The 19,410-nt window shown below is 71.1% G+C and carries 22 protein-coding genes and 1 pseudogene; 4 read left to right on the top strand and 19 right to left on the bottom strand.

The features are described 5' to 3' along the window. From ACFYE1_RS08465 to ACFYE1_RS08425, 9 genes are all read right to left on the bottom strand, one after another. The gene (locus ACFYE1_RS08465; protein ID WP_387741819.1) at positions 1–1,224 is read right to left on the bottom strand and encodes an AAA family ATPase; all 1,224 of its coding nucleotides are present in this window, start codon (positions 1,222–1,224) and stop codon (positions 1–3) included. Beyond that, positions 1,221–1,958 (bottom strand): Flp pilus assembly protein CpaB, encoded by a 738-nt coding sequence (gene cpaB, locus ACFYE1_RS08460; protein WP_387741817.1) that lies wholly within the window; start codon positions 1,956–1,958, stop codon positions 1,221–1,223. Before cpaB ends, ACFYE1_RS08465 begins: the two co-directional genes overlap by 4 nt. A gap of 89 nt (positions 1,959–2,047) precedes the next feature. Further along, positions 2,048–3,037 carry a pilus assembly protein TadG-related protein gene (locus ACFYE1_RS08455; RefSeq protein WP_387741815.1) on the bottom strand — a complete coding sequence of 330 codons (990 nt, stop codon included), beginning with the start codon at positions 3,035–3,037 and terminating at the stop codon, positions 2,048–2,050. Further along, on the bottom strand, positions 3,034–3,405 hold the full coding sequence (locus tag ACFYE1_RS08450; RefSeq protein WP_387741814.1) for a TadE/TadG family type IV pilus assembly protein: 372 nt from the start codon (positions 3,403–3,405) through the stop codon (positions 3,034–3,036). Before ACFYE1_RS08450 ends, ACFYE1_RS08455 begins: the two co-directional genes overlap by 4 nt. A gap of 124 nt (positions 3,406–3,529) precedes the next feature. Next, entirely contained in the window at positions 3,530–3,763 is a 234-nt protein-coding gene (locus ACFYE1_RS08445; RefSeq protein WP_387741812.1) for a Flp family type IVb pilin, read from the bottom strand. 245 nt (positions 3,764–4,008) lie between these two features. Then, entirely contained in the window at positions 4,009–4,704 is a 696-nt protein-coding gene (locus tag ACFYE1_RS08440) for a prepilin peptidase (protein WP_387741811.1), read from the bottom strand. Positions 4,705–4,959: 255 nt separating this feature from the next. Then, complete coding sequence (locus tag ACFYE1_RS08435) at positions 4,960–6,150, bottom strand: glycosyltransferase (RefSeq protein WP_387741809.1); 1,191 nt, start codon at positions 6,148–6,150, stop codon at positions 4,960–4,962. 40 nt (positions 6,151–6,190) lie between these two features. After that, positions 6,191–7,390 (bottom strand): glycoside hydrolase family 26 protein, encoded by a 1,200-nt coding sequence (locus tag ACFYE1_RS08430; RefSeq protein ID WP_387741807.1) that lies wholly within the window; start codon positions 7,388–7,390, stop codon positions 6,191–6,193. 104 nt (positions 7,391–7,494) lie between these two features. Then, positions 7,495–8,076, bottom strand: coding sequence for a CGNR zinc finger domain-containing protein (locus ACFYE1_RS08425; RefSeq protein ID WP_387741805.1), 582 nt, complete (start codon positions 8,074–8,076; stop codon positions 7,495–7,497). 87 nt (positions 8,077–8,163) lie between these two features. On the opposite strand from ACFYE1_RS08425, the gene ACFYE1_RS08420 reads away from it, so the two are divergent. After that, positions 8,164–8,379: a hypothetical protein gene (locus ACFYE1_RS08420; RefSeq protein ID WP_387741804.1), complete on the top strand. Its 216-nt coding sequence runs from the start codon at positions 8,164–8,166 to the stop codon at positions 8,377–8,379. A 63-nt stretch (positions 8,380–8,442) separates the two neighbouring features. Here ACFYE1_RS08420 and ACFYE1_RS08415 read toward each other — a convergent pair. The 10 genes and pseudogenes from ACFYE1_RS08415 to ACFYE1_RS08370 all read right to left on the bottom strand — a co-directional run bounded on the left by ACFYE1_RS08415 (position 8,443) and on the right by ACFYE1_RS08370 (position 16,907). Then, positions 8,443–9,614 (bottom strand): annotated as a pseudogene (locus ACFYE1_RS08415) (thiolase family protein). Next, positions 9,589–10,998, bottom strand: coding sequence for a class I adenylate-forming enzyme family protein (locus ACFYE1_RS08410; RefSeq protein WP_387741979.1), 1,410 nt, complete (start codon positions 10,996–10,998; stop codon positions 9,589–9,591). Before ACFYE1_RS08410 ends, ACFYE1_RS08415 begins: the two are co-directional and overlap by 26 nt. 51 nt (positions 10,999–11,049) lie before the next feature. Beyond that, entirely contained in the window at positions 11,050–11,664 is a 615-nt protein-coding gene (locus tag ACFYE1_RS08405; RefSeq protein WP_387741802.1) for a biotin transporter BioY, read from the bottom strand. A 72-nt stretch (positions 11,665–11,736) separates the two neighbouring features. Then, complete coding sequence (locus tag ACFYE1_RS08400) at positions 11,737–11,970, bottom strand: energy-coupling factor transporter transmembrane component T (RefSeq protein WP_387741801.1); 234 nt, start codon at positions 11,968–11,970, stop codon at positions 11,737–11,739. Continuing rightward, positions 11,967–12,359, bottom strand: coding sequence for a hypothetical protein (locus tag ACFYE1_RS08395; protein ID WP_387741800.1), 393 nt, complete (start codon positions 12,357–12,359; stop codon positions 11,967–11,969). Before ACFYE1_RS08395 ends, ACFYE1_RS08400 begins: the two co-directional genes overlap by 4 nt. Continuing rightward, the gene (locus tag ACFYE1_RS08390; RefSeq protein ID WP_387741798.1) at positions 12,356–13,108 is read right to left on the bottom strand and encodes an energy-coupling factor ABC transporter ATP-binding protein; all 753 of its coding nucleotides are present in this window, start codon (positions 13,106–13,108) and stop codon (positions 12,356–12,358) included. The genes ACFYE1_RS08395 and ACFYE1_RS08390 overlap by 4 nt, the downstream gene beginning before the upstream one ends. A 171-nt stretch (positions 13,109–13,279) precedes the next feature. Further along, a complete protein-coding gene (locus ACFYE1_RS08385) occupies positions 13,280–13,606 on the bottom strand; it encodes a CHY zinc finger protein (protein WP_387741796.1) in 327 nt (108 codons plus the stop codon). Between the two features lie 138 nt (positions 13,607–13,744). Beyond that, positions 13,745–14,386 (bottom strand): LutC/YkgG family protein, encoded by a 642-nt coding sequence (locus ACFYE1_RS08380; protein ID WP_387741794.1) that lies wholly within the window; start codon positions 14,384–14,386, stop codon positions 13,745–13,747. Beyond that, a complete protein-coding gene (locus tag ACFYE1_RS08375) occupies positions 14,383–16,059 on the bottom strand; it encodes a lactate utilization protein B (protein WP_387741792.1) in 1,677 nt (558 codons plus the stop codon). The genes ACFYE1_RS08380 and ACFYE1_RS08375 overlap by 4 nt, the downstream gene beginning before the upstream one ends. Next, entirely contained in the window at positions 16,056–16,907 is an 852-nt protein-coding gene (locus ACFYE1_RS08370) for a (Fe-S)-binding protein (RefSeq protein ID WP_387741790.1), read from the bottom strand. Before ACFYE1_RS08370 ends, ACFYE1_RS08375 begins: the two co-directional genes overlap by 4 nt. 79 nt (positions 16,908–16,986) lie before the next feature. Between ACFYE1_RS08370 and ACFYE1_RS08365 the strand changes: the two genes are divergently transcribed. From ACFYE1_RS08365 to ACFYE1_RS08355, 3 genes are all read left to right on the top strand, one after another. Continuing rightward, positions 16,987–17,238, top strand: coding sequence for a hypothetical protein (locus tag ACFYE1_RS08365; RefSeq protein ID WP_387741788.1), 252 nt, complete (start codon positions 16,987–16,989; stop codon positions 17,236–17,238). A gap of 54 nt (positions 17,239–17,292) precedes the next feature. Beyond that, complete coding sequence (locus ACFYE1_RS08360; protein ID WP_387741978.1) at positions 17,293–18,012, top strand: FadR/GntR family transcriptional regulator; 720 nt, start codon at positions 17,293–17,295, stop codon at positions 18,010–18,012. 260 nt (positions 18,013–18,272) lie between these two features. Then, positions 18,273–19,334 (top strand): IS110 family transposase, encoded by a 1,062-nt coding sequence (locus tag ACFYE1_RS08355; protein WP_387741786.1) that lies wholly within the window; start codon positions 18,273–18,275, stop codon positions 19,332–19,334. Positions 19,335–19,410 lie beyond the last annotated feature (76 nt).

The following is a 19,410-nucleotide window of genomic DNA, read 5'->3' as shown; positions in this document are numbered from 1 at the left end:
TCAGACCATGGCCTTTCGGTGGAAGCCTTTCCTGGCGATGGGTCGGTCCGGGGCGAACGTTCCGACCAGTTGGTAGAGCTGCCGCGCGGCCTTGTCCTTCGGCGCATGTTGCAGCAGGGGTTCGCCGCGGTTCGTGGCGTAGGCCGCGATCCGGGAACGGGGGATCACGAAGTCCACGGGGGTCCTGATCGTGGCTTCGATGTCCTGTACGGACAAGCCGGTGTTGCGGTCGGCGGCGTTGACCACCACCGTGACGTTCTCCGGAATCAGCGAGAGCTCCCCGAGCAGGTCCAGCTCCTTACGCAGCCCTCGTACGCCGGGCACGTCCATGCCCGTGACGAAAATAGCGTCGGTGGCCGCTTCCAGAGCCGCGAGCACATGCTCGCCCATCCCTGGGGCCGTGTCGATGACCACGTACTGGAACTGACCGGAGAGCTGGTCGATCAAGTGGACGATCTGACCTGCGCCGACGAGATCACCCTCGGCCGGGTTGGCGGGAGTGCACAGCGCGTAGATCGAGGCGGGGTGGACGGTCAGGAACGTCTTGAGCACCAGCGCGTCGTCGACGGACGGACCGGTGACGGCGTCCGTGAGCGAGTGGTCCGGCGCCAGGCGCAGAGCGGCTGCAACATCCCCGAACTGGACGTCCAGATCCACGATCACGGTGTTCATCGGGGCGATCGCACCGAGGCCCACGGCCAGGTTGGTGGCGATGGTGGTCTTGCCGACCCCGCCCTTGGGTGAGGTGACCACGATGACGCGGCTGTCGTCGCGCGGCTGGGACGTAACAGCATGGTTCCCCCCGCTCAAAAGAGCGCCTTGCGGCATGGCCCGGCGGCGGGACTCGGCCGCGTCGCACACCCGGCTGAGCACTCCGAGAATGGCGTCGGGGTCGGCGTCCTGGTCGAGGACGTCCCGGAAACCCGCCCGCAGTGCTGCGATGGCGAGGGACATGTCGGACGGCACGACCAACACCAGGGCGACCTCGGGACGCTGGATGTCGAAGACGCCGCCCAGGCGAAGCGCCTCGTAGAGATCCACGCCGGGTCCGAGCAGCACCACGGTGGGGAGTTCCCCCACGGACCACCCCAGCAGCTCGTCCGGGGTGCCCGGGAGATCGGAGGTGAGGACGGTCTGGACGTCGCCGGGGAGCCGGCCCTGGACGGCATGGCGGAAGTGCGAGTCGTACTCGCGGTCGGCAGTGATCAGCAGCAGGCGGCTCACTCGAAATCACCCCTCGTGGCGCCGTTGTCGTTCTCCTCGGCGTCCTCCGGCTCCAGGGAGAGCCAGATACGGCCGAACTCCGAGGCGAAGACGATCTTCTCGGCGGTGTCGGCGTTCACGGCGAGAGTGACAAGCATCGAACCTTCAGGGACGGCAGGGGCGGCGTTGCCGGACGTCTCCGTGCCCTCGGCCGGCGCGGCCGTGCTGGGGGCCCCCTGCACGGACGTGACCAGGATTTTGTGCAGGTCCTTCGCCGTTTTCGATTCCCGGCCTTCGTCTCCCTCGAAGGAGACGTAGAAGCCGACTGTGTCCCCCGCCGTCAGCTGGCCCCCGACCACCCGGGGGGCGTCGAGCTGGATGGTGACCTCCTGCAGTCCTTCGGGCACCGGGACGGTGCCCGGCGCCTCGAGGACCTCGGGATCGACCAGCCGGGACTCGAGCAGCTGCTCCCCCGGCTGCAGGTCCACGCCGGCGACCTTCCCGCTCTGGCCGCCGAGGGAGGAGAGCGCGCCGTCGGGCACCACAGCCGCCGGGACGGTGTGCAGCGCGATGGACTCTCCAAGCTCGTCGACGGGGGTGCCCTCCGGGATCGGGGCCGTGACGAGGTAGACCTCGCGCGGCTCCTGGGCGTCCAGGGCGCGGGCGTCGGCGGTGCCGACGTAGGCGCTGATGATGGCCAGACCTGCGATGGCGAGAACGGCCATCACTGCGCCGGCGATGATGCGGATCTTCACGATGGGACTTCCAGACGATCGATCGAGCAGAACAAGGCGTTGAGGGGGCGTGGCATGTGGATGCGCTTCCGGTCAGGCGAACACAGCCGTTATTCGCGCAGGTCCACGACCGAAACGCCGAAGGACGAGGGTGGGCCGATGGTAAAGCCTTCGTCGAAGGAGGTGAACCGGACGAAGCGCCCGTAGATGCCGTCACAGCTACCGCCGCAGAATTGCGTGACCTTTTGCGGCTCCCAGCTGACGTTGCCGGTGAAGGTGTATCCCTCGACGTGGAAGGCGGCCCACCCGCTGATGCCGTACCAGCCGCCGCTGCCCTGTCCGCCCTTGGAGTCGTAAATCGGGATGAGGATCGTGCGGTTCTTGAGCTCAGCCGCCAGGGCTGCATTGCAGTCCTGCGGCAAGCTGGTGCCTGTGGATTGGATCTGGCTGCCCACGCCGACCTCCTGCGAACAGGAACCGTCCTTGTCACTGCCGATCCAGGCGAAGCCACCAGGTGGATTGAGGTCGCCGTTCGCGTCGTACGTCGGGCACAACGTCCCACCCTTGGCGCCGAGGGTTAGCGCCTGCGGCTGGCCGGAAAGGTCGAACTCGCACTCCGCGAAGGCCACCGGCCAGATGGCGACACCGCTTAACGGTGCGCCCCAGGCGGCCGAGGCGGTCGCGGAAACGGTCGCCCGGTCGTTGCCCCCGAGGAGAGGCGCGAAGTTCAGGGCCAGCGACCCCGCTCCACTCCTGTCACGAGTGGTGACCGTGGTCCGCACCGTGTTGTCGCTGAACACCGGCAAGGACGCGGCGGCCTTGCCGTCGCCGGCGTTCTGATCAGCCATCGCTTGCGCAACGGGAGCTGCCAGGGCTGGAGTGCAGTTGACACCCTGCCCGCAGTCGCCGGCGATGGCAAGGGCTGCGGCGTCGGCCCCTGACTGGAGCTCCGCACGCTCGGCGTAGAGCAGTCCCACGTCGACCGCCAGTGCCACGAACCCGAGCAGAACGACCATGCTCAGGGCGGTCAGGACGGCAACCGCTCCCCGTTCATTGTCCGCGCGGTTCGCGGCGAGGAAGCTCTCAATGTGGTCGATCATCCGCCGCATCGCTGGGCCGCCTTTCCGATGAGGTCCTTGTCCTTCACGATCCCGGTGTAGGAGTCGAAGTCGTACGCCACCGTCACGGTGACGGTGGCTCCGGGGCTGCAGGTGAGCGGATCGCGGGTCACAGTCACCAAAGGTTGACTGAGCGTAGGCGAGGCACTCCGACCCGCTTGCTCAGCCTTGGTCCAGTTGCCGGTGATCGACATGGTGCGCGCTGCTTCGCGGGCGGCGTGGGTGGCGGAAATCTGGACGTTGAAGAAGTGCCCAAATTCGATGACGCCCAGCAAGAGTGTTAGGAGGATCGGCACGACGAGGGCGAACTCGACGGCCGCGGCTCCGCGCTCGGAGCGCCAAAGGCTCATGGTGGTGTCCTTGATTGGAGGATCAGTGAATCGAGAGACAGATGCAGAACCAACCCCGGACCGAGAAGCGCCGCGGAGCCCCCGGACGGGACGCCGCGGCGCTTGCTTCGACTCGAGCAAAAGTTCAGCTTGAGACCGGAGCCGCTGCACCTCCGGGAAGGTTGGTCAGCACCGTGTTGAAAAGACCGTTGAGGCGGGGGCCGAGGGCTACCAGGGTCACAACGATCGCCACGGCAATCAGACCGACGAGCAGGCCGTACTCGACGGCGGTGGCGCCCTTCTCCTCGCGGGTCAGGCGGTCCACGATGGAGTTCTTGGTGTCGGCGACGTACTGCAGGGTGATGAGCAGGGGCAGCATGGTGAGTCCTCACAGTGAGAGAAATAAGGGGGGTAAGTCGGAGAAGTGTTCTGGCACTCGCGTCTTGCGGATCTGACTGCCACTTGCGTACCGACCTGTAGAAAAGATAGCGGTCGCGATCGCAAACTCACAAGCATTCAGACGCATACACTTTGGGGGACGTCAAAAAGGGACGTAATGCCTGGTGGCGCACTGCATGCATCCGCATGGAACGTTTCCCGAGTGAGCTTGTCCCCCGAACGGCGTCAGGCCAGGCCCGGCAACAGGTACTCTCGGGCGAGCATCTCGCCCCACAGGACGGCCACCAGGGCGCCGGCGAGCAGTGACGGCCCGAACGGGACGTCACTGCGCAATCCGCCGCGGCGGGTCGTCAGCACGACAAGCCCCACCAGGGCACCGAAGACCGAGGCGAGGAGCGCCCCCACGAACAAGGCGCCCCACCCCTGGTACCCGAGGAACAGCCCCAGTACCGCGGCAAGCTTGACGTCACCCATGCCGAGTCCCGCCGGCGAAATGATGGCCAGCACGAGATAGAGCATGAACAGCACGACGGCGCCCAGCACTGCACGCAGCAGCGCATCCCATGTGTTCTCTCCTGCAGCAGCAAGGGTGAGCAGCACGAAACCGATGCTCAGCGCGGGCAGTACCACGGCATTGGGAAGCAGGTGGTGGCGCAGGTCGATCACCGCTAGGACCACGGCAACGCTGGCGAAGAACAGGTACGCGGGTAGTTGCCACGATGCGCCGAGGAACAGAGCTACAAGAATGAAGAGAGCCGCCGTCACCGTCATCAACAACGGACGTGACGGAGCCGGCATCGATTCGTCCGCGACCGGGCTGTACCGCATCACCGTCGAGGGCAAGAACCACCCCACGAGAACGCCGACGAGTCCGGCGGTCAGCACCAGCCAAAGGGGTGCTGTTCCAGGCAGGGGCTCCACGAGAGCATTCCTCCGGTTGGTGGGCGCTTTGACTGACACCCGGTTGATTGATCGTCCCCTCTTCTGAGGTTCTGCACGGGAGAGAGACTAACTGAGATGGCGAAGTTTCCGACGTCTGAGCACGTCACCAGGCAGTTCGGAAAAGTCGAACAGTATGAATCAAGAACATTCGGTAGGGAGTCTTCAACGGTCGTGAAAGGAAATAGCTTTGATGGGAGTATTCAAGATTTATCAATGCTTCGCGCGATCCCGAAATTACAAGGACGTGAGTACGGACAGCGCCGTCTGCAGGCCGTGCTCCGTCCGGATCTCCAGTCCCGCCCGCTCGGCGGCGGAACGGCACCCGAGGGCGTCGTCGATCGCCGCGGTGAGCCGCTCGGCCGTCAGCTTCTTCTGCGGGATCGGCGCGGCGGCGAGGCCGAGCGCGTGGAGCTGTCGGCCCCAGAACGGCTGGTCGGCCAGGAAGGGCACCACCACGTGCGGAGCGCCGGCCCGGGCCACGGCGTGGACGGTTCCGGCCCCGCCGTGGTGGACGGCCAGTGCGGCACCGGGCAGCACCGCGTCGAGCGGCAGGGACGGCACGGCGAGCACGTCGTCGCCCCGGCGGTCGTCCGGCAGAGTCAGACCACCCCACCCCGTGAGCAGCAGGGTGCGCAAACCGTGGGCCCGGGCGCTCTCCACCACCGTCCTCCCCCGGGCCTGCGGGTCCCCGGAGGCCATCGAGCCGAAAGTCGCCACGAGGTACGGCCCGCCCCGGAGGAACTCGAGCACGGCGGGATCGGGCTCCGGCGCCGGGGCGCCGGAGTGCCAGGACCCGGTGAGGTGCACCGAGGCCGGCCAGTCGACCGGGCGCGGCAGGAGCTGCGGGCTGATCGGCAGCAGGGTGGCCGCAGGAGGGGGAACGGAGGCCGGTCGGCCACCGGGCAACTGGGCGCACGCGCGGTCGATGTCCCGGCGGAACATCCGCTCGGCGCCCCGGGCCACCGCGTAGGTGGCCCGGTTGAACCGGCCCAGGTCCCGGTTCACCACGCCGGGCGCCGGGAACTGCCGGGTGGGGGTGGCCACGGGAACGGCCTCGACCAGCACGTGCGGGACGCCGAGCGCCACCGCCACCGCCGGCGCCGTGAGCACCTTGGGGTGGTGGACCACCAGGTCCGGCTCGAAGGCGAGCGTCTCCCGCACGGCGGCGGCCAGCATCCGGCGCATGCCGGGCCCCACCTCGGTGCGGAAGTGACGCACGGCCGTCCACGGCGAGATCCCGTGCGCCTGGACCAGCCGGTGGAAGTCCACCTCGAGGCTCACGGTGTCGAGCCCGGCCAGGTCCACGCCGGAGGAGTCCGGGACGCCCAGCCGCGCCTCGTGTCCACGGTCGGACGCGTAGCGGGCCAGGGCGGCGAACGGCTCCACGTCGCCGCGGGACCCGGACGTCAGCAGCATCATCCTCATGGCTCCAGTGTGCTCCTGCCGCGCCCGCACCGCAGGCAGGTCAGGAACCCGGAGCGGTGCAGCTCTCCTCCGGGCCCCAGCGCAGCCAGTCGGGCAGATCCGCCGTGAAGGCGTCCCGGACAGCGGTGGTGTTGGTGGTCGTCCAGTCCACGGGACCGTCGATCTCGACCTCGTGCTTGTCCCACTCGAACCAGCTGATCATCTTCAGCTGCGGGAAGTCCTGCGGGATCGACGCATCGAAGACCTGGGCCCACCACGCCCGCTTGATCGCGAGCTCGTCGGCACCGCCCGCTGCCGGGTTGTACAGGGCGCCGGTCTCCGGGATGCCCACGGGCTTGCCGCGCCGCTCCGCGTACTCCGCGTAGAAGTCGGGAACGGCCCGGTCGTCGCCGCCGGCACCGGAGTAGGTGCCGGTGAGCTGAGCGGCGAACTTGCCGGCCTCCGGGATCTCGTTCTCGCCCCAGGGATGCGCATCGCCCCAGTGGTAGAGGGACATGCCGACCCAGTCCACGGCGTCGTCCCCCGGGTAGTAGGGGGCGTACGCGTCGTCGGCCATGGTCAGCTCGCCGTCCCCGTCGGTGTCGAGGGCGGCGAAATCGGCGGTGCCGGGCCGGGCCTCGTACTGCCCGCCGGCGAACGGATAGCCGCCGCCGTAGTTGGGGGCCCACATCATCGCCGACCCGGGGGCCTGCTCGTGCACCGCGTCCGCGACCCGCCGATAGGCCTCCACGTAGGCGGTCGGCTGATGGCCCCAGGCGTACCAGGACCCGTTCATCTCGTGGGCGAAGCGCACGACGACCGGCACCCCGGAGTCGTTGATCTCCGCGAGATCGGCCACCAGATCCTGCACGGCGTCGTCGGTCACCTCGGCGAGCCCGCCCTCGGGCTCGAGGGTCAGCAGCATCATCTGCCCGTCGGCGCGGATCTGGTCGGCCGCCATCCGCAGGTAGTCGTGACCGCGCTCGTCGTAGGGGAACCCCGTGAAGGACACGGACACGGCGGGCCGGCGGCCCAGCCGGTCGGCGTAGTCGGCCAGCGGCTTGTCCTCCCAGTCCAGGTTCACGCCGTACAGGGCACCGGTCTCGGGTGCCAGCTCGGAGCGGTCCAGGACGGTGCAGACCGGCGGCGGCGCGGCCTGGGCCTCCTCCTCCGCCTGGGACGACAGCTGAGCGGCGAGCGTGCCGCCGCCCAGGGCGAGGGCGGCCACGAACACCACGGCGACGAGAGAGGATTCCTTCACCCCGTCAGCATAGAAAGGAATCAATGGATATTCATGGAACTCGGTGTCCGACGGCCCGGTCGACGACGCCCCGCTCGCCGCGCCGGCCGGTCAGCCGGCCCGGCTCACCCCTCGTCGCCGGGGCCAGGATGGTCCGGGCCGGAGGCTTGGCGCCGGCGGTAGGCGGTCATGTTGGTGCGGTTGGCGCAGCGCTGGCTGCAGAAGCGCTTGGAGCGGTTGCGGGAGAGGTCCAGGAGCACCCCCTCGCAGTCCTCCGCGCCGCACTCCCGCAGCCGGTCCGTCTCGTCGGCGCGGAGGACGTCCACGAGGGCGAACGCCGTCTCCAGGCGCAGACGGGCGGCCAGGGGGGCGTCCGAGGGCGAGGCGTGCAGGTGCCAGTCCTTCCCGTCGTGCCGGGCCAGGTGCGGGGCGAGCTCGTCCGTGTCGAGGACGGCGTTGACCGCGGCCACCATGGCGTCCCGGTCCAGGGCCCAGACCCGCCGCAGCTCTCGGCGCACCTCGCGGACCTCGGCCAGCTCCTGCTCGTCGCGGTCGAAGCGCCCCGACCAGCCGTGCTCCTGAAGGAGGTCCCGCAGTTGCAAGATGGTCACCAGCTCGTCCTCCCCGGAGCGGGAGGCTCCCGGCGCCGTGTTCATCAGCGCCACGTCGGACTCGAGCACGTCTTCGGTGTCATAGGCAAAATGCACTTGACTACTTATCCCTTCCGGGGCTAGCGTGAGTGTCATCAACAGTTTAGACCCTTACGCGACGATGGTCGCGAGAAGGAGTTCCTCATGGTCGGCGGTCTCTACCTCCTGGCGCTGCTCCTCGTGTTCGCCACCGTGGGCCGGCAGTCCGTCCCGCGGCGGGAGCGCACGGACCTGCGCAGCTGGACGCTGCGGGACGTGTACTACAACGTGCGGCGCGGGGTGGCCGTGCTCGGGGAGCACGGGCCGCAGTACCCCGGCCTGGACGGCGCGGAACCGCCGGTGGCGCAGTGGGCGCGCTGAACGGCACGAGACCGAGTGCGGCCACCCGTACCGGTCGGCCCCGTTCGTGGCGGGGCGCTCCCGTCAGAGCGAGACCTTCTCGAACAGGGCCGCCGTGCCGATGCCCCCGGCGGAGCTGATCATCGCCAGCAGCAGGCTGCCGCTGGGCAGCGCTCGTGACCTGGCGAGCAGGCGCACCACGGACACCGCCCCGGAGGCGCCGTAGGCGTGGCCCAGGGCCAGGGCGCCGCCCTCGGCGTTGAGCACCTCCTCGTCGAGACCGAGCAGGTCGGCGCAGGCCAGCACCTGCCCGGCGAAGGCCTCGTTGAACTCGACCGCCGCCAGCTCCCCCACGGCCACGCCCTGCTCCGCCAGCAGCGACCGAGCAGCCACGGCGGCACCGCTGCCCAGCCGCGCCGGGTCCACCCCGACCGTGGCCGCACCGCGGAAGGCGAGCCCTTCCCGGTGGCCGAGCTCCCACGCCGTGGACGGGTCCGTGACGAGGACGGCTGCCGCGCCGTCGGCGTCGCCGCAGGAGTTGCCGGCCGTGACCGTCCCGCCGGTCTCGAACGCGGGCGGGAAGCGCGCCAGCAGCCCCGTGGCCAGTGTCCGGCGCGGGCCGTTGTCGGCCCGCACGTTCCCGCGCGCTCCGGCCACCGGCACCAGCTCGTCCTCGAACCGCCCCGCGTCCGCGGCGGCGAGGGCCCGCTGGTGACTGCGCAGGGCGTAGGCGTCCTGACGCTCGCGGCCGATCCCGTGCTCCCGGACGACGGTCTCGGCGGCCTCGCCCATGTCGGGGTCGCCCAGGTGGTCCGGGGCGAACTGGGCGCGGCGGTAGAACTCGACCGCACCGTCCTCGCGTCGTCGTCCGCGCAGCGGGGCGGTGCTGATGCTCTCCGCCCCGCCGGCGAGGAAGGCCCGGCCGGCTCCGGCCTGCGCGAGCCGGCAGGCCAGCAGCACGGCGTCCAGTCCCGAGCCGCACTGCCGGTCCACGGTCAGCCCGGCACGGACAGGGGCAGACCGGCTTCCAAGGCGGCGAGCCGGGCGAGATTGCCGCCGGCGCCCACGGCGTTGCCGACCACGACGTCCGCGACCTGGGCCGGGTCCAGGCCCGAGTCCTCCAGCAGAGAGCGGAGCACCGGGGCCAGGAGCCGGTGGACCGGCACGCCGTCGAGCAGGGTGCCGGCGCGCGCGAGGGGCGTGCGGCGACCCAGCACCAGCACGGGCGCATCAGCCGAGCGGACGGACACGGGCATCCCCCTCCAGGATCCACTCGTGGAACAGCGCGCGGCTGAGCTTGCCGCTCGCGGTGACCGGCAGCTCTCGGAGCTCCCAGTACTGCTGCGGGCGCTTGGCGGGTGCCAGCCGTCGTTCGAGGCCGGCCCGGATCCGCGCCTGGTCGGGCCCGCCGGAGCTCCGGAGGATCCCGGCCACGATCCGCTGACCGCGCACCTCGTCGGGAAGGCCGGCGACGACGACGTCGGCCACTCCCGGCACCGTGTCCAGCGCCGCCTCGACCTCGTGCGGATAGACGTTGTGCCCGCCGGTGTTGATCATCTCCGCGGCCCTCCCCAGCACGTGCACCTGCCCGTCGCACAGGTTGCCCTGGTCCCGCACGGTGGGCATGCCGCCGACACGGCCGAAGGCCCGTCCGTCGTCACCCCAGAGGTAGCCGTCGCAGACCAGGTCCGAGCGGACACAGATCGTACCGGTCACGCCCTCCGGCACCGGGCGGCCGTCCTCGTCCAGGACGACCACCTCCACGCCGGGCAACGGAGCGCCCACCGCGGTGCCGGACTCCTCGGCGTGCCCTTCGGCGGGCTCGCCCGGACGGTGGCGGCGGGCCGCGACGAAGCCGAGCTCGGCGGCGCCGTAGTACTCCCAGAGCACGGCGTGCGGGGCCCAGCGGCGGGCCGCCTCCAGCGTGGTGCCGTCCAGCTTCTGCCCGGCGCACACGATCGCCGTGACACCGCTCCCGTCGACGTCCCCGGTCAGGCCGCGCTCGGCGAGCACGCGCAGCATCGTGGGCACGAGCACCAGGCGGGTCACGCCGTGCCCGGTGATCGCGGCGTGGGCGGCGGCGACGTCGAAGCGCGGGAGGGTCACGAAGCCGGCCCCGGCGTGCAGGCACTCGGACAGCGCGTACAGGTTCAGGCTCGACGCCAGCGGACCGGGAGCCAGCACCCGGTCCGCAGGTCCCAGCCCGAAGTGCGCGGCGGAGACCTCGAACGAGCGCCGCCAGGAGGCACGGCTGCGGAGGAAGCCCTTGGGCAGGCCCGTGGTGCCCGAGGTCAGGCCGATCAGGAACGCCGAGGCGGGGTCGCCGTCGCGCAGCAGCGCCGGGACCGGATCGGCGGGGAGCCGTGCCGCGCAGTGCTCCTGCACCTGCTCGGCCGTCTCCACCGGCCAGGACGGGTCCAGGACGGCGCACACGCGCTCCTCGGCCACCCCTGCGGCCCACCGGACGGCGAAGTCCACGCCGTTGGCCTGTCGCAGGATCCCCGTGGGCTCGCCCGAGGCGGCCAGGGCCGCGGCCTCGGCGCGCAGCTCGCCCCAGGTCAGCCGATCGTTCCCGCAGACGACGGCGGGCTCCTGCGGGCGTTCCTCGGCCCAGCGGGTCACACGGTCCAGAAAGGGCATGTCCTCGTCCTCGGTGGTGGTCACTCGTCCCCTGCGTGGTGCTCCCCGTGGTCAGCGGGCGGCGGTCCGCACCCCGCCCAGGAGCCGCCGGTAGCTGCGGTGGACGTTGATCGCGGCCAGGGTCGCCACGACCGCCTTGAGCAGGTCCCCGGGGACGAACACGAGGGCACCCAGGGCGGAGGTGGACAGCGGCAGCCCGGTGACCACGGCGGTCCACGGGATGCCGAAGGCGTAGATCACCACGATGCCGCCCACGACGACGCTGAGCAGCACGGCGGCGAAGCGGGCCGTGCGGCCGGTGCGCCGGATCGCCCAGTACTGCACCAGCGCCCCGACGACCAGGGCGGCGGGGATCCAGCCGACGAGGTAGCCGCCGGTCGGGCCCAGGAACACCCCGAGCCCACCCCGGCCCCCGGCCAGCAGCGGCAGACCGGCCAGCACCAGGGCCTGCAGGACGACGACGGAGAGCATGCCGCGCACCGGACCGAGCAGCGCACCGGCGAGCATCACCCCGAGGGTCTGCAGCGTGATCGGCACCGGGATGATCCCCACCGTGATGGGCGGCACGAGCCCGAGGGCGGCGATGAGGGCGGCGAACACGGCCACGAGGACGGTGTTCTGGGTGCTCTGCGAGGTGTCGGTGGTCCGGGAGGTCACGGTGGTCATGGGGTCCTTCGATCGGGGACGAGCCGGTGGGCTCGAGCGGATGGAGCTGGAAAGGACGGGGTGGGACGGGGTTCAGTGGGCGGTGTTCCGGGTCCTCCGCCGCGGCGGCGCCGCGGAGTCGTAGCACCGGGCGTCGAGGGCGGCGGCGATCTCCTGGGCCGACTCCAGGGTGCGCACCAGCAGAGGCACCAGCACGGCCAGCGGGCTGTGGTGCAGACCGCGGGCGAACTGCGCCTCCCGGACCTCGAGGTACTGGGTGCGGATCTGCGGGATGAACCGGATCGTCATGGACAGGGCCAGGCTCATCTGGGCCGGTTCGCCCCGAGGTGCCGGGTCGGTGCCAGCAGTCGCTCGAACAGGGTCAGCATCTCGCCGAAGGTGGTGCTCAGGCTCACCGCGTAGGCGAACAGGCACAGGCTCAGCAGTCGCAGCGCCGAGACCGCCGCGGCCTCCCAGGTCGTGGTGAAGCCCAGGGTGAGGACGACGATCCCGACGATGAGCACCAGCCCTGCCAGCATCCGCACCAGACGGGCCGGCGGGGTTCGGGTCAGCCAGGCAGCGGCCACGGCCGTGACGAAGACGGCGACCTGGAGGCCCAGGTGGGCCGCGGCGTAGATGCCGAGGCTGGCGGCGAACAGGAGGGCGAACTTCCACCCGGCCGGGATGCGGGTCAGCGGACCCGTGGGCTTGGTCATCGGTCGCTGACCGCGCAGTAGAACTCGACCGCGGCGGCGGGGGCGCCGTCGAAGGCGATCCGGCCCTCGTGCACCACCAGGACGCGCTGGTAGTCGCCGATCAGGTCGAGGTCGCGGGTCACCACGACGGCCCGCTGGTCGAGCTCGTCGATGGTGGCCTGGAGCCGGCGCCGGTTGCGGCGGTCGAGCATGGTGGTCGGTTCGTCGAAGACGATCGTGGCCGGCTCCATGACCAGCACCGAGGCCAGGGCCACCAGCTGCTTCTCGCCCCCGGACAGGGCGTAGGACTCCCGCTCGCGCAGGTGGGCGATGCCCAGCCGCTCCAGCACCTCGTCGATCCGTCCCGTGAGCTCGGCCCCGCGCAGGCCCAGGTTCTTCGCCCCGAAGGCGAGGTCCTCGGCCACGAGCGGCATCACGATCTGGTTCTCCGGGTTCTGGAACACGAAGCCCACCCGGCGGCGGATCTGCTTGGCGTCCTTCGCGGTGGACAGCCCGCCCACCTGAACGGTGCCCCGGGTGGGGAGCAGCAGGCCGTTGACCAGGCGCACCAGGGTGGACTTGCCCGAGCCGTTGAGCCCGATGACCGCGATCCGGTCCTCGTCCAGGCACAGATCGACGTCCCGCAGGACGTCCTGGCCCTCGCGGGTGACCGTGACCCCCGTCAGCCGGATGTCCGAGCGCTGCGGCCCCGGCGTGGCGGCAGGCTCCGCCCGGTGGGACCGGTCCCGCAGCGGATGCTTGATCGACACCGTGGACGCCTTCCTCTCCTCATCGTGCTCACCGGTCCGCTCCCGCACCGCGCCCCGGTGCGGCGCGGAGGCGTCGCAGTCCCGGGGCGTCCCGGTCCCGGGACGCCTGAGTCCCGAGATGCTTCGGTCCCGAGATGCTTCGGTCCCGAGATGCCTCGGTCCCGACATGCTTCAGTGCCGGGGTGCCGGCTCGAAGTAGAGATCGGCGTGCAGGGCGCAGCCCGGGTTGAACCGTGCCCCGCACCGCGGACAGCTCTCCACTGCCAAGTACTCCCGCACGGAGAGCTCGTGGTCGCAGACGCCGCAGAGCACGGCCTCGGTGTCCTGCTCCTCGACCGGCCACTGCGCCGCCGGGTGGCCGGCGCTCTCCTCGTGGCACAGATGACAAGGGTAGTACTCCCCGCAGCACCAGAACGTGATGGCGACCACATCCAGGGCCGTCCGGTAGTGCACGCACCGTGTCTGCTCGTCGACCGGGCTGCCCAGGATCCGCCTCATCGCTGTCCTCTCCCTGGCCTGCGGCCCCGGCTCCTCCCCCGGGAGGCCCCGGCGCAGTTTCTCCTCCGTCCGACAGTGTCCACTGTACGGAGCGAGGAGTGCGCGGCGGATGGGGACCGTACGGCCGGGGCCTGGCCCTCAGCCGAGCAGGATCACGTCCAGCGTCCGGGGCCCGTGCACGCCCTCCACGCGCTCGAGCTCGATGTCCGAGGTGGCGGACGGCCCGGAGATCATGGTGATCGGCGCCGTGGGCTCCACCAGGGCGAGGGCCTCGGGGACCAGTTCGACCACCGAGTTGATCGGCACCACGCAGATGTGGTGGTCGGGGACCAGGCTGATGGCCCGGCGTCCCTCGTCGGGACGGCCGGTGAGGAAGATGGTGCCGGTCTCGGCGCAGGACACGGTGGAGGAGGTGACCACGGCGTCCACGGCGTTGAGCTCCCGCACGCCGAGGGCCGAGGCTGCCCGGGCGTCGTTGGGGTCCACGATGGCCCGCCGCATGCCGGACTCCGCGGGCAGCCAGGAGCAGTCCAGGCCCTCGGGCACCACGTAGCGGGCGGAGACGCCCAGCAGCTCGGCGATCCGGGCGGGCAGGGACGCGGGGGTCTCGTGGTGCACCGAGGCCTTGTAGTCGACCAGCCGGTCCTCGAGCATCTCGAGGACCTCTTCGCGCGGACGGTCCGAGGCGCGGCGGTAGGTGCGCGCCGCCGGCACCGGGGCAGGCGTGTCGTGCAGCGCCCCGCGGATCCGGTTCAGGATCTCGGTCTTGGCGTCGGTCACCGCTGCCCCCCGGAGTGCTGAGTGCCGTCCGATGACCCTTCCCGGGTCCCGTTCGGGGATCCGTCCGGAGTCCCGTCCGGGGTCCCGTCCTGCGGAGCGCAGCCGCCGGAGACGGGGCCGCCGTCGTCGGCCACCCGTTGCTGCGTCTCGCCGGCGTGCTGGGCCCACCAGTTGCGGAAGGACTCCTTCGGCGGAGCGGGGAGGTCCCGTTCGTCGGTCCAGCCGCCGGCCGTCCCGGGCAGCCAGCTGATCGCCCGGTCCTTGCCCGCGACCGCCCGGCCCAGCGGCAGGGCCTTCTCGGCGAGCGCCATGCGCCGGCCGGAGGACATCACGAAGGACGCTCCCTTCATCATGAGGTCCATCTCGGACGGGGCCTGCGGCAGGCGCCGGGTCCGCGCCGGCGCGGCAGCGGCGCCGTCGTCGGAGCGCTGGCCGTGCCGGGTGCGCACGTCCTCGTCGCGCAGGTGCACGAGGATCTCGGGGATGTTGATCTTCACCGGGCACACGTCGTAGCAGGCCCCGCACAGCGAGGAGGCGTAGGGCAGGGACGCGTTCTGCTCGGAGGTGAGGCCGGTCAGCTGCGGGGAGAGGATCGCCCCGATCGGGCCCGGGTAGGTGGAGCCGTAGGCGTGGCCGCCGGCCTGCTCGTAGACGGGGCAGACGTTCAAGCACGCCGAGCAGCGGATGCAGTGCAGCGCCGCGCGTCCGGCGGGGTCGTCGAGCACCGCGGTGCGGCCGTTGTCCAGCAGCACCACGTGCACGTTCTGCGGGCCGTCCCCCGGGGTCACGCCCGTCCACATCGAGGTGTAGGGGTTCATCCGCTCCCCGGTGGAGGAGCGCGGGAGCAGCTGCAGGAACACCTCGAGGTCCTGGAACGTGGGCACGATCTTCTCGATCCCCATCACCGTGATCAGGGTCTCGGGAAGGGTCAGGCACATGCGGCCGTTGCCCTCGGACTCCACCACGGTCAGCGTCCCGGTCTCGGCCACGCCGAAGTTCGCGCCCGAGACCGCCACGGAGGTGGTGAGGAACTTCTCCCGCAGGTGGGTGCGGGCGGCCTCGGCGAGGTCGCGCGGCTCGGACGTGAGCGTCTCGTCGGTCTCGGCCATCCCCGCCAGGAAGATGTCGCGGATCTCGTGCCGGTTCTTGTGGATCGCCGGGACCAGGATGTGGGACGGCTTGTCATGGCCGAGCTGGACGATCAGCTCGGCGAGATCCGTCTCCGTGGCCGTGATCCCGTGACCGGCCAGGTGCTCCTCGAGGCCGATCTCCTGGGTGGCCATGGACTTGATCTTGATGACGTCGGTGGACCCGGTGGCCTGGACGAGCTCGGTGATGATCCGGTTGGCCTCGGCGGCGTCGCGCGCCCAGTGCACCGTGCCGCCGCGGGCCGTGAGGTTGCGCTCGAACTCCTCCAGCAGCTCCGGCAGGTGCGCCATGACCCGTTCCTTGATCGCGGAACCGGCGGAGCGCAGCTCCTCCCAGTCGGGCAGCTCCCCCGCCACTGCGGCGCGCTTGCCGCGGATCGTGTGGGTGGCGTGGCGGATGTTGGCGCGCATCTGCGTGTTGCCCATCTCGGCCTTCGCCGCGGCGGGGAACGCGGTCTGCGCGTGCAGGTTCCCCCGGCCGTGCACGGGGCGGACGGCGGGCATCCCCAGGGCCGTGCGGCTCATCGAGCACCTCCGGTCGTGCGGGGGGTCGACGACGACGCCGTGCGGCGCGCCCCCGAGCCGGGAATGGACAGCTCGGCCGGCCCGGAGACCTCGAGCGGGTTCTCGCGGGTGGAGGCGAGGATCTCGGCGAAGTGGACGGTGGCCGGCCCGGAGTTCCGCCGGTTCATGGCCCCGCCCAGGTGCATCAGGCAGGAGGCGTCTCCCCCGGTGCACAGCTCGGCGCCGGTCGAGACGATGTTCCCGATCTTCTCCTCGGCCATCGCCGCGGAGACGTCCGGGTTCTTGAAGGAGAAGGTCCCGCCGAACCCGCAGCACTCCTCGGCGTCGGGCAGCTCGACGAAGTCGATGCCGCCGACCGAGGCGACCAGGTCCTTCTGCCGGTCCCCCAGACGCAGCAGCCGCATCCCGTGGCAGGACGGGTGGTAGGTGACCCGGTGGGAAAACCAGGAGCCGAGCTGCGCGGCCGCATCCGTCACGCCGAGCACGTCGGTCAGCAGCTGCGAGAGCTCGTAGGTGTTCGCGGCCACGGCCGCAGCGTTCCGCGCGAGCGCCTCGTCGCCGCCGGCGCGGGCGATCATCGGCTGCTGGTGGCCCAGGGAGGCGACGCAGGAGCCCGACGGCGCCACGGCGACGTCGTACTCCGCGGCGGTGAAGGCCTCGACGTGGTTGCGGACCACGGGCAGGGCGTCGTCGAAGTAGCCGCTGTTGACGTGCATCTGGGAGCAGCAGCCCTGACCGGGCGGGAACACCACCTCGTGGCCGAGCCGCTCGAGCACCCGCACGGTGGCCAGCGCGACCCGCGGGTACATCGCATCCACGATGCACGTGGCGAACAGGGCGATTCTCATGGGACCTCCGGGGAACGGGAAGGACAGAGGCGACGACGACGGCCTGCCACATGTGGTCTGACCATAGTAGACGGGTGAGATGCGCGACACAACGAACGCCGGTGCCGCCAGCGGCCCGGGCACCGGGATCACCGCGACCGTGCAGCCGTTCCCGCAGCCGGCGTTCGTGCTGATCCTCGCCTCACTGTTCGCCGACGCCGTCCACCGCCGGAACAAGCGGGAGATCGCCGAGACGTTCCGGACCCCGGGGCGCAGGCCGGCGGGCACCGTTGCCGGCCTGCTTCTCGCCGTGCTTCCGGTGCGGGCGCTCATCCGGCCCGGCCCTCCATAGACTGGCCGCGTCCCGATCATCCCCGGAGGAGCCCCCGTGCCCGCAGCCGCACGCATGTACACCGTCGTCCTCGACTGGCTCGAGGAGCGCCTGCGCTCGGGCCAGATCTCCGTGGGCGACAAGCTCCCCGGGGAGCGCCACCTGGCCGAGGAGTTCGGCATCTCCCGCGCCTCGGTGCGGGAGGCGATCCGGATCCTCGACGCCATGGGACTGGTCCGCTCCTCGACCGGGTCCGGGCCGAACGCGGGGGCGATCGTCATCGCGGAGCCCTCGGCCGCGCTCGGGTGGGCGCTGCGGATGCACGTGGCCAACCGGTCGCTGCCGGTGCGGGACCTCGTGCAGACCCGGCTGCTGCTCGAGACCCAGTCCGCCCGCGAGGCGGCCGCCGCGGCGGAGACTCCGAAGCGGGCAGCGGCGCTCGAGCACGCGGCGGAGCTCGTGGCCGCCATGGCGGACCCGGACGTGCCGGACGAGCGCTTCCACGCCGCGGACGCGCAGTTCCACATCCTGCTCGCCTCCCTGGCCGGCAACGTGGTGGTCGAGACGATCATGGCCTCGCTGCGCCAGGCCACCATCTGCTACGTCCAGGAGACCGTCGCCGGCCTCAAGGACTGGCCGCAGGTGCGCCGCACCTTGCAGCAGCAGCACCAGGAGATCCTGCTCGCCTTCCAGGAGCGCCGGGGCGAGGACGCCGCCGCCACGCTGCGGGAGCACATCACCTGGATCTTCGGCCACAGTCCCGCCGCCCAGGAGGCGCAGGACCCGCAGGTCTGACTGTGAGGATTTCTTTTGCAGCCTGATGGTGCTGGGCTGTGGGGAGGTGACCACGAACGTGACCCTTGGCCTGACTGGCTTCGTGCCTTGGAGCGGACTTGTCCGCTCGTGGATGCCTGCCCCGGCCCGGTCGGAGCAACTGGCCTGATCAGGAGCTTGACCGCCTGGCGTTAGCGGCGCCGGGCGTGTCCCATCACAGTCCTGCCGAGTCTCCGCCCCGGACCGGAACCACGTCCCCGTTCCGGCAAGGAGAGAACGCAATGTCCAGTCTGACCGATCTGCGAGAAGTCGTCGACGTCGTCATCGGCGTCGACACCCACGTCCACACCCATTCCGCCGCCGCCGTCGATACCGGCACCGGTGGTGTGCTCGGGAAGGTCACCGTCGAGGCCACCACCGAGGGCTACACCCGGCTGGTGGCCTTCGCCGATGAGCACGCCGTGCTGCGGGCCTGGGCGATCGAGGGCACCGGCGGTCACGGGGCCGGGCTGGCCCGTCACCTGGCCGGCGGCGAAGAGCTCGTGGTCGAACTCGACCGGCCCCAGCGGGCACAACGGCGCAACGGGGCCAAGTCCGACCCGCTGGACGCGATCCGGGCCGCGCGCGAGGCCCTGGCCCGTCCCCGGCTGGGCACCCCGCGCCACGGCGGGGACCGGCAGGCGCTGTCGGTGCTGCTGGCCGCCCGACGCTCGGCGGTGGAGTCCGCCACCGACGCCCAGCGGCAGCTGTTCAGCCTCCTCATCGCCGCCCCGGAGCCGATCCGGGCCCGGTTCCGCGGGCAGAAGCTGCCCGGCATGCTCACTACCGCCGTGGGACTGCGGGTCCATTCCTCCTGGGATGTGGAGACCACCACGACCGTCACCGTGCTGCGCTCACTGGCCCGGCGCGCCCGGACCCTGGTCCAGGAGGCCACCGAGCACGAGAAGGCGATCCTGGCCATCGTCCGCTCCTGGCGACCGGACCTGCTCGCCGAGTCCGGGGTGGGCCCGATCGTGGCCGCGACCGTGCTGTGCGCCTGGTCCCACCCGGGGCGGATCCACTCCGAGGCCGCCTTCGCGATGCTCGCCGGGGTGGCCCCAATCCCGGCCACCAGTGGCCAGGTCACCACCCGCCACCGGCTCAACCGCTACGGCGACCGCCAGCTCAACCGAGCCCTGCACACCATCGTCCTGTCCCGGCAGCGCTACGACCAGGCCACCAGGGACTACACCGACCGCCGCACCACCGAGGGCAAGACACCACGAGAGATCAAACGCTGCCTCAAGCGCTACGTCGCCCGAGACCTCTACCGACTGCTCGAGCACCACCCCAACACGGCTTGACAGACCTGTGAGTCTTGGGTCGGCTGGTCCGGGACTGGCTGGCAGGGTTGGCGTTGGTCGCTCCGCCGTGGTCGTG

The organism is Kocuria nitroreducens (genome assembly GCF_042879195.1).
Lineage (GTDB): Bacteria > Actinomycetota > Actinomycetes > Actinomycetales > Micrococcaceae > Kocuria > Kocuria nitroreducens.
Note: the sequence above shows the minus strand (reverse complement) of the source record. Positions and strands in the feature narration are given on the sequence as shown.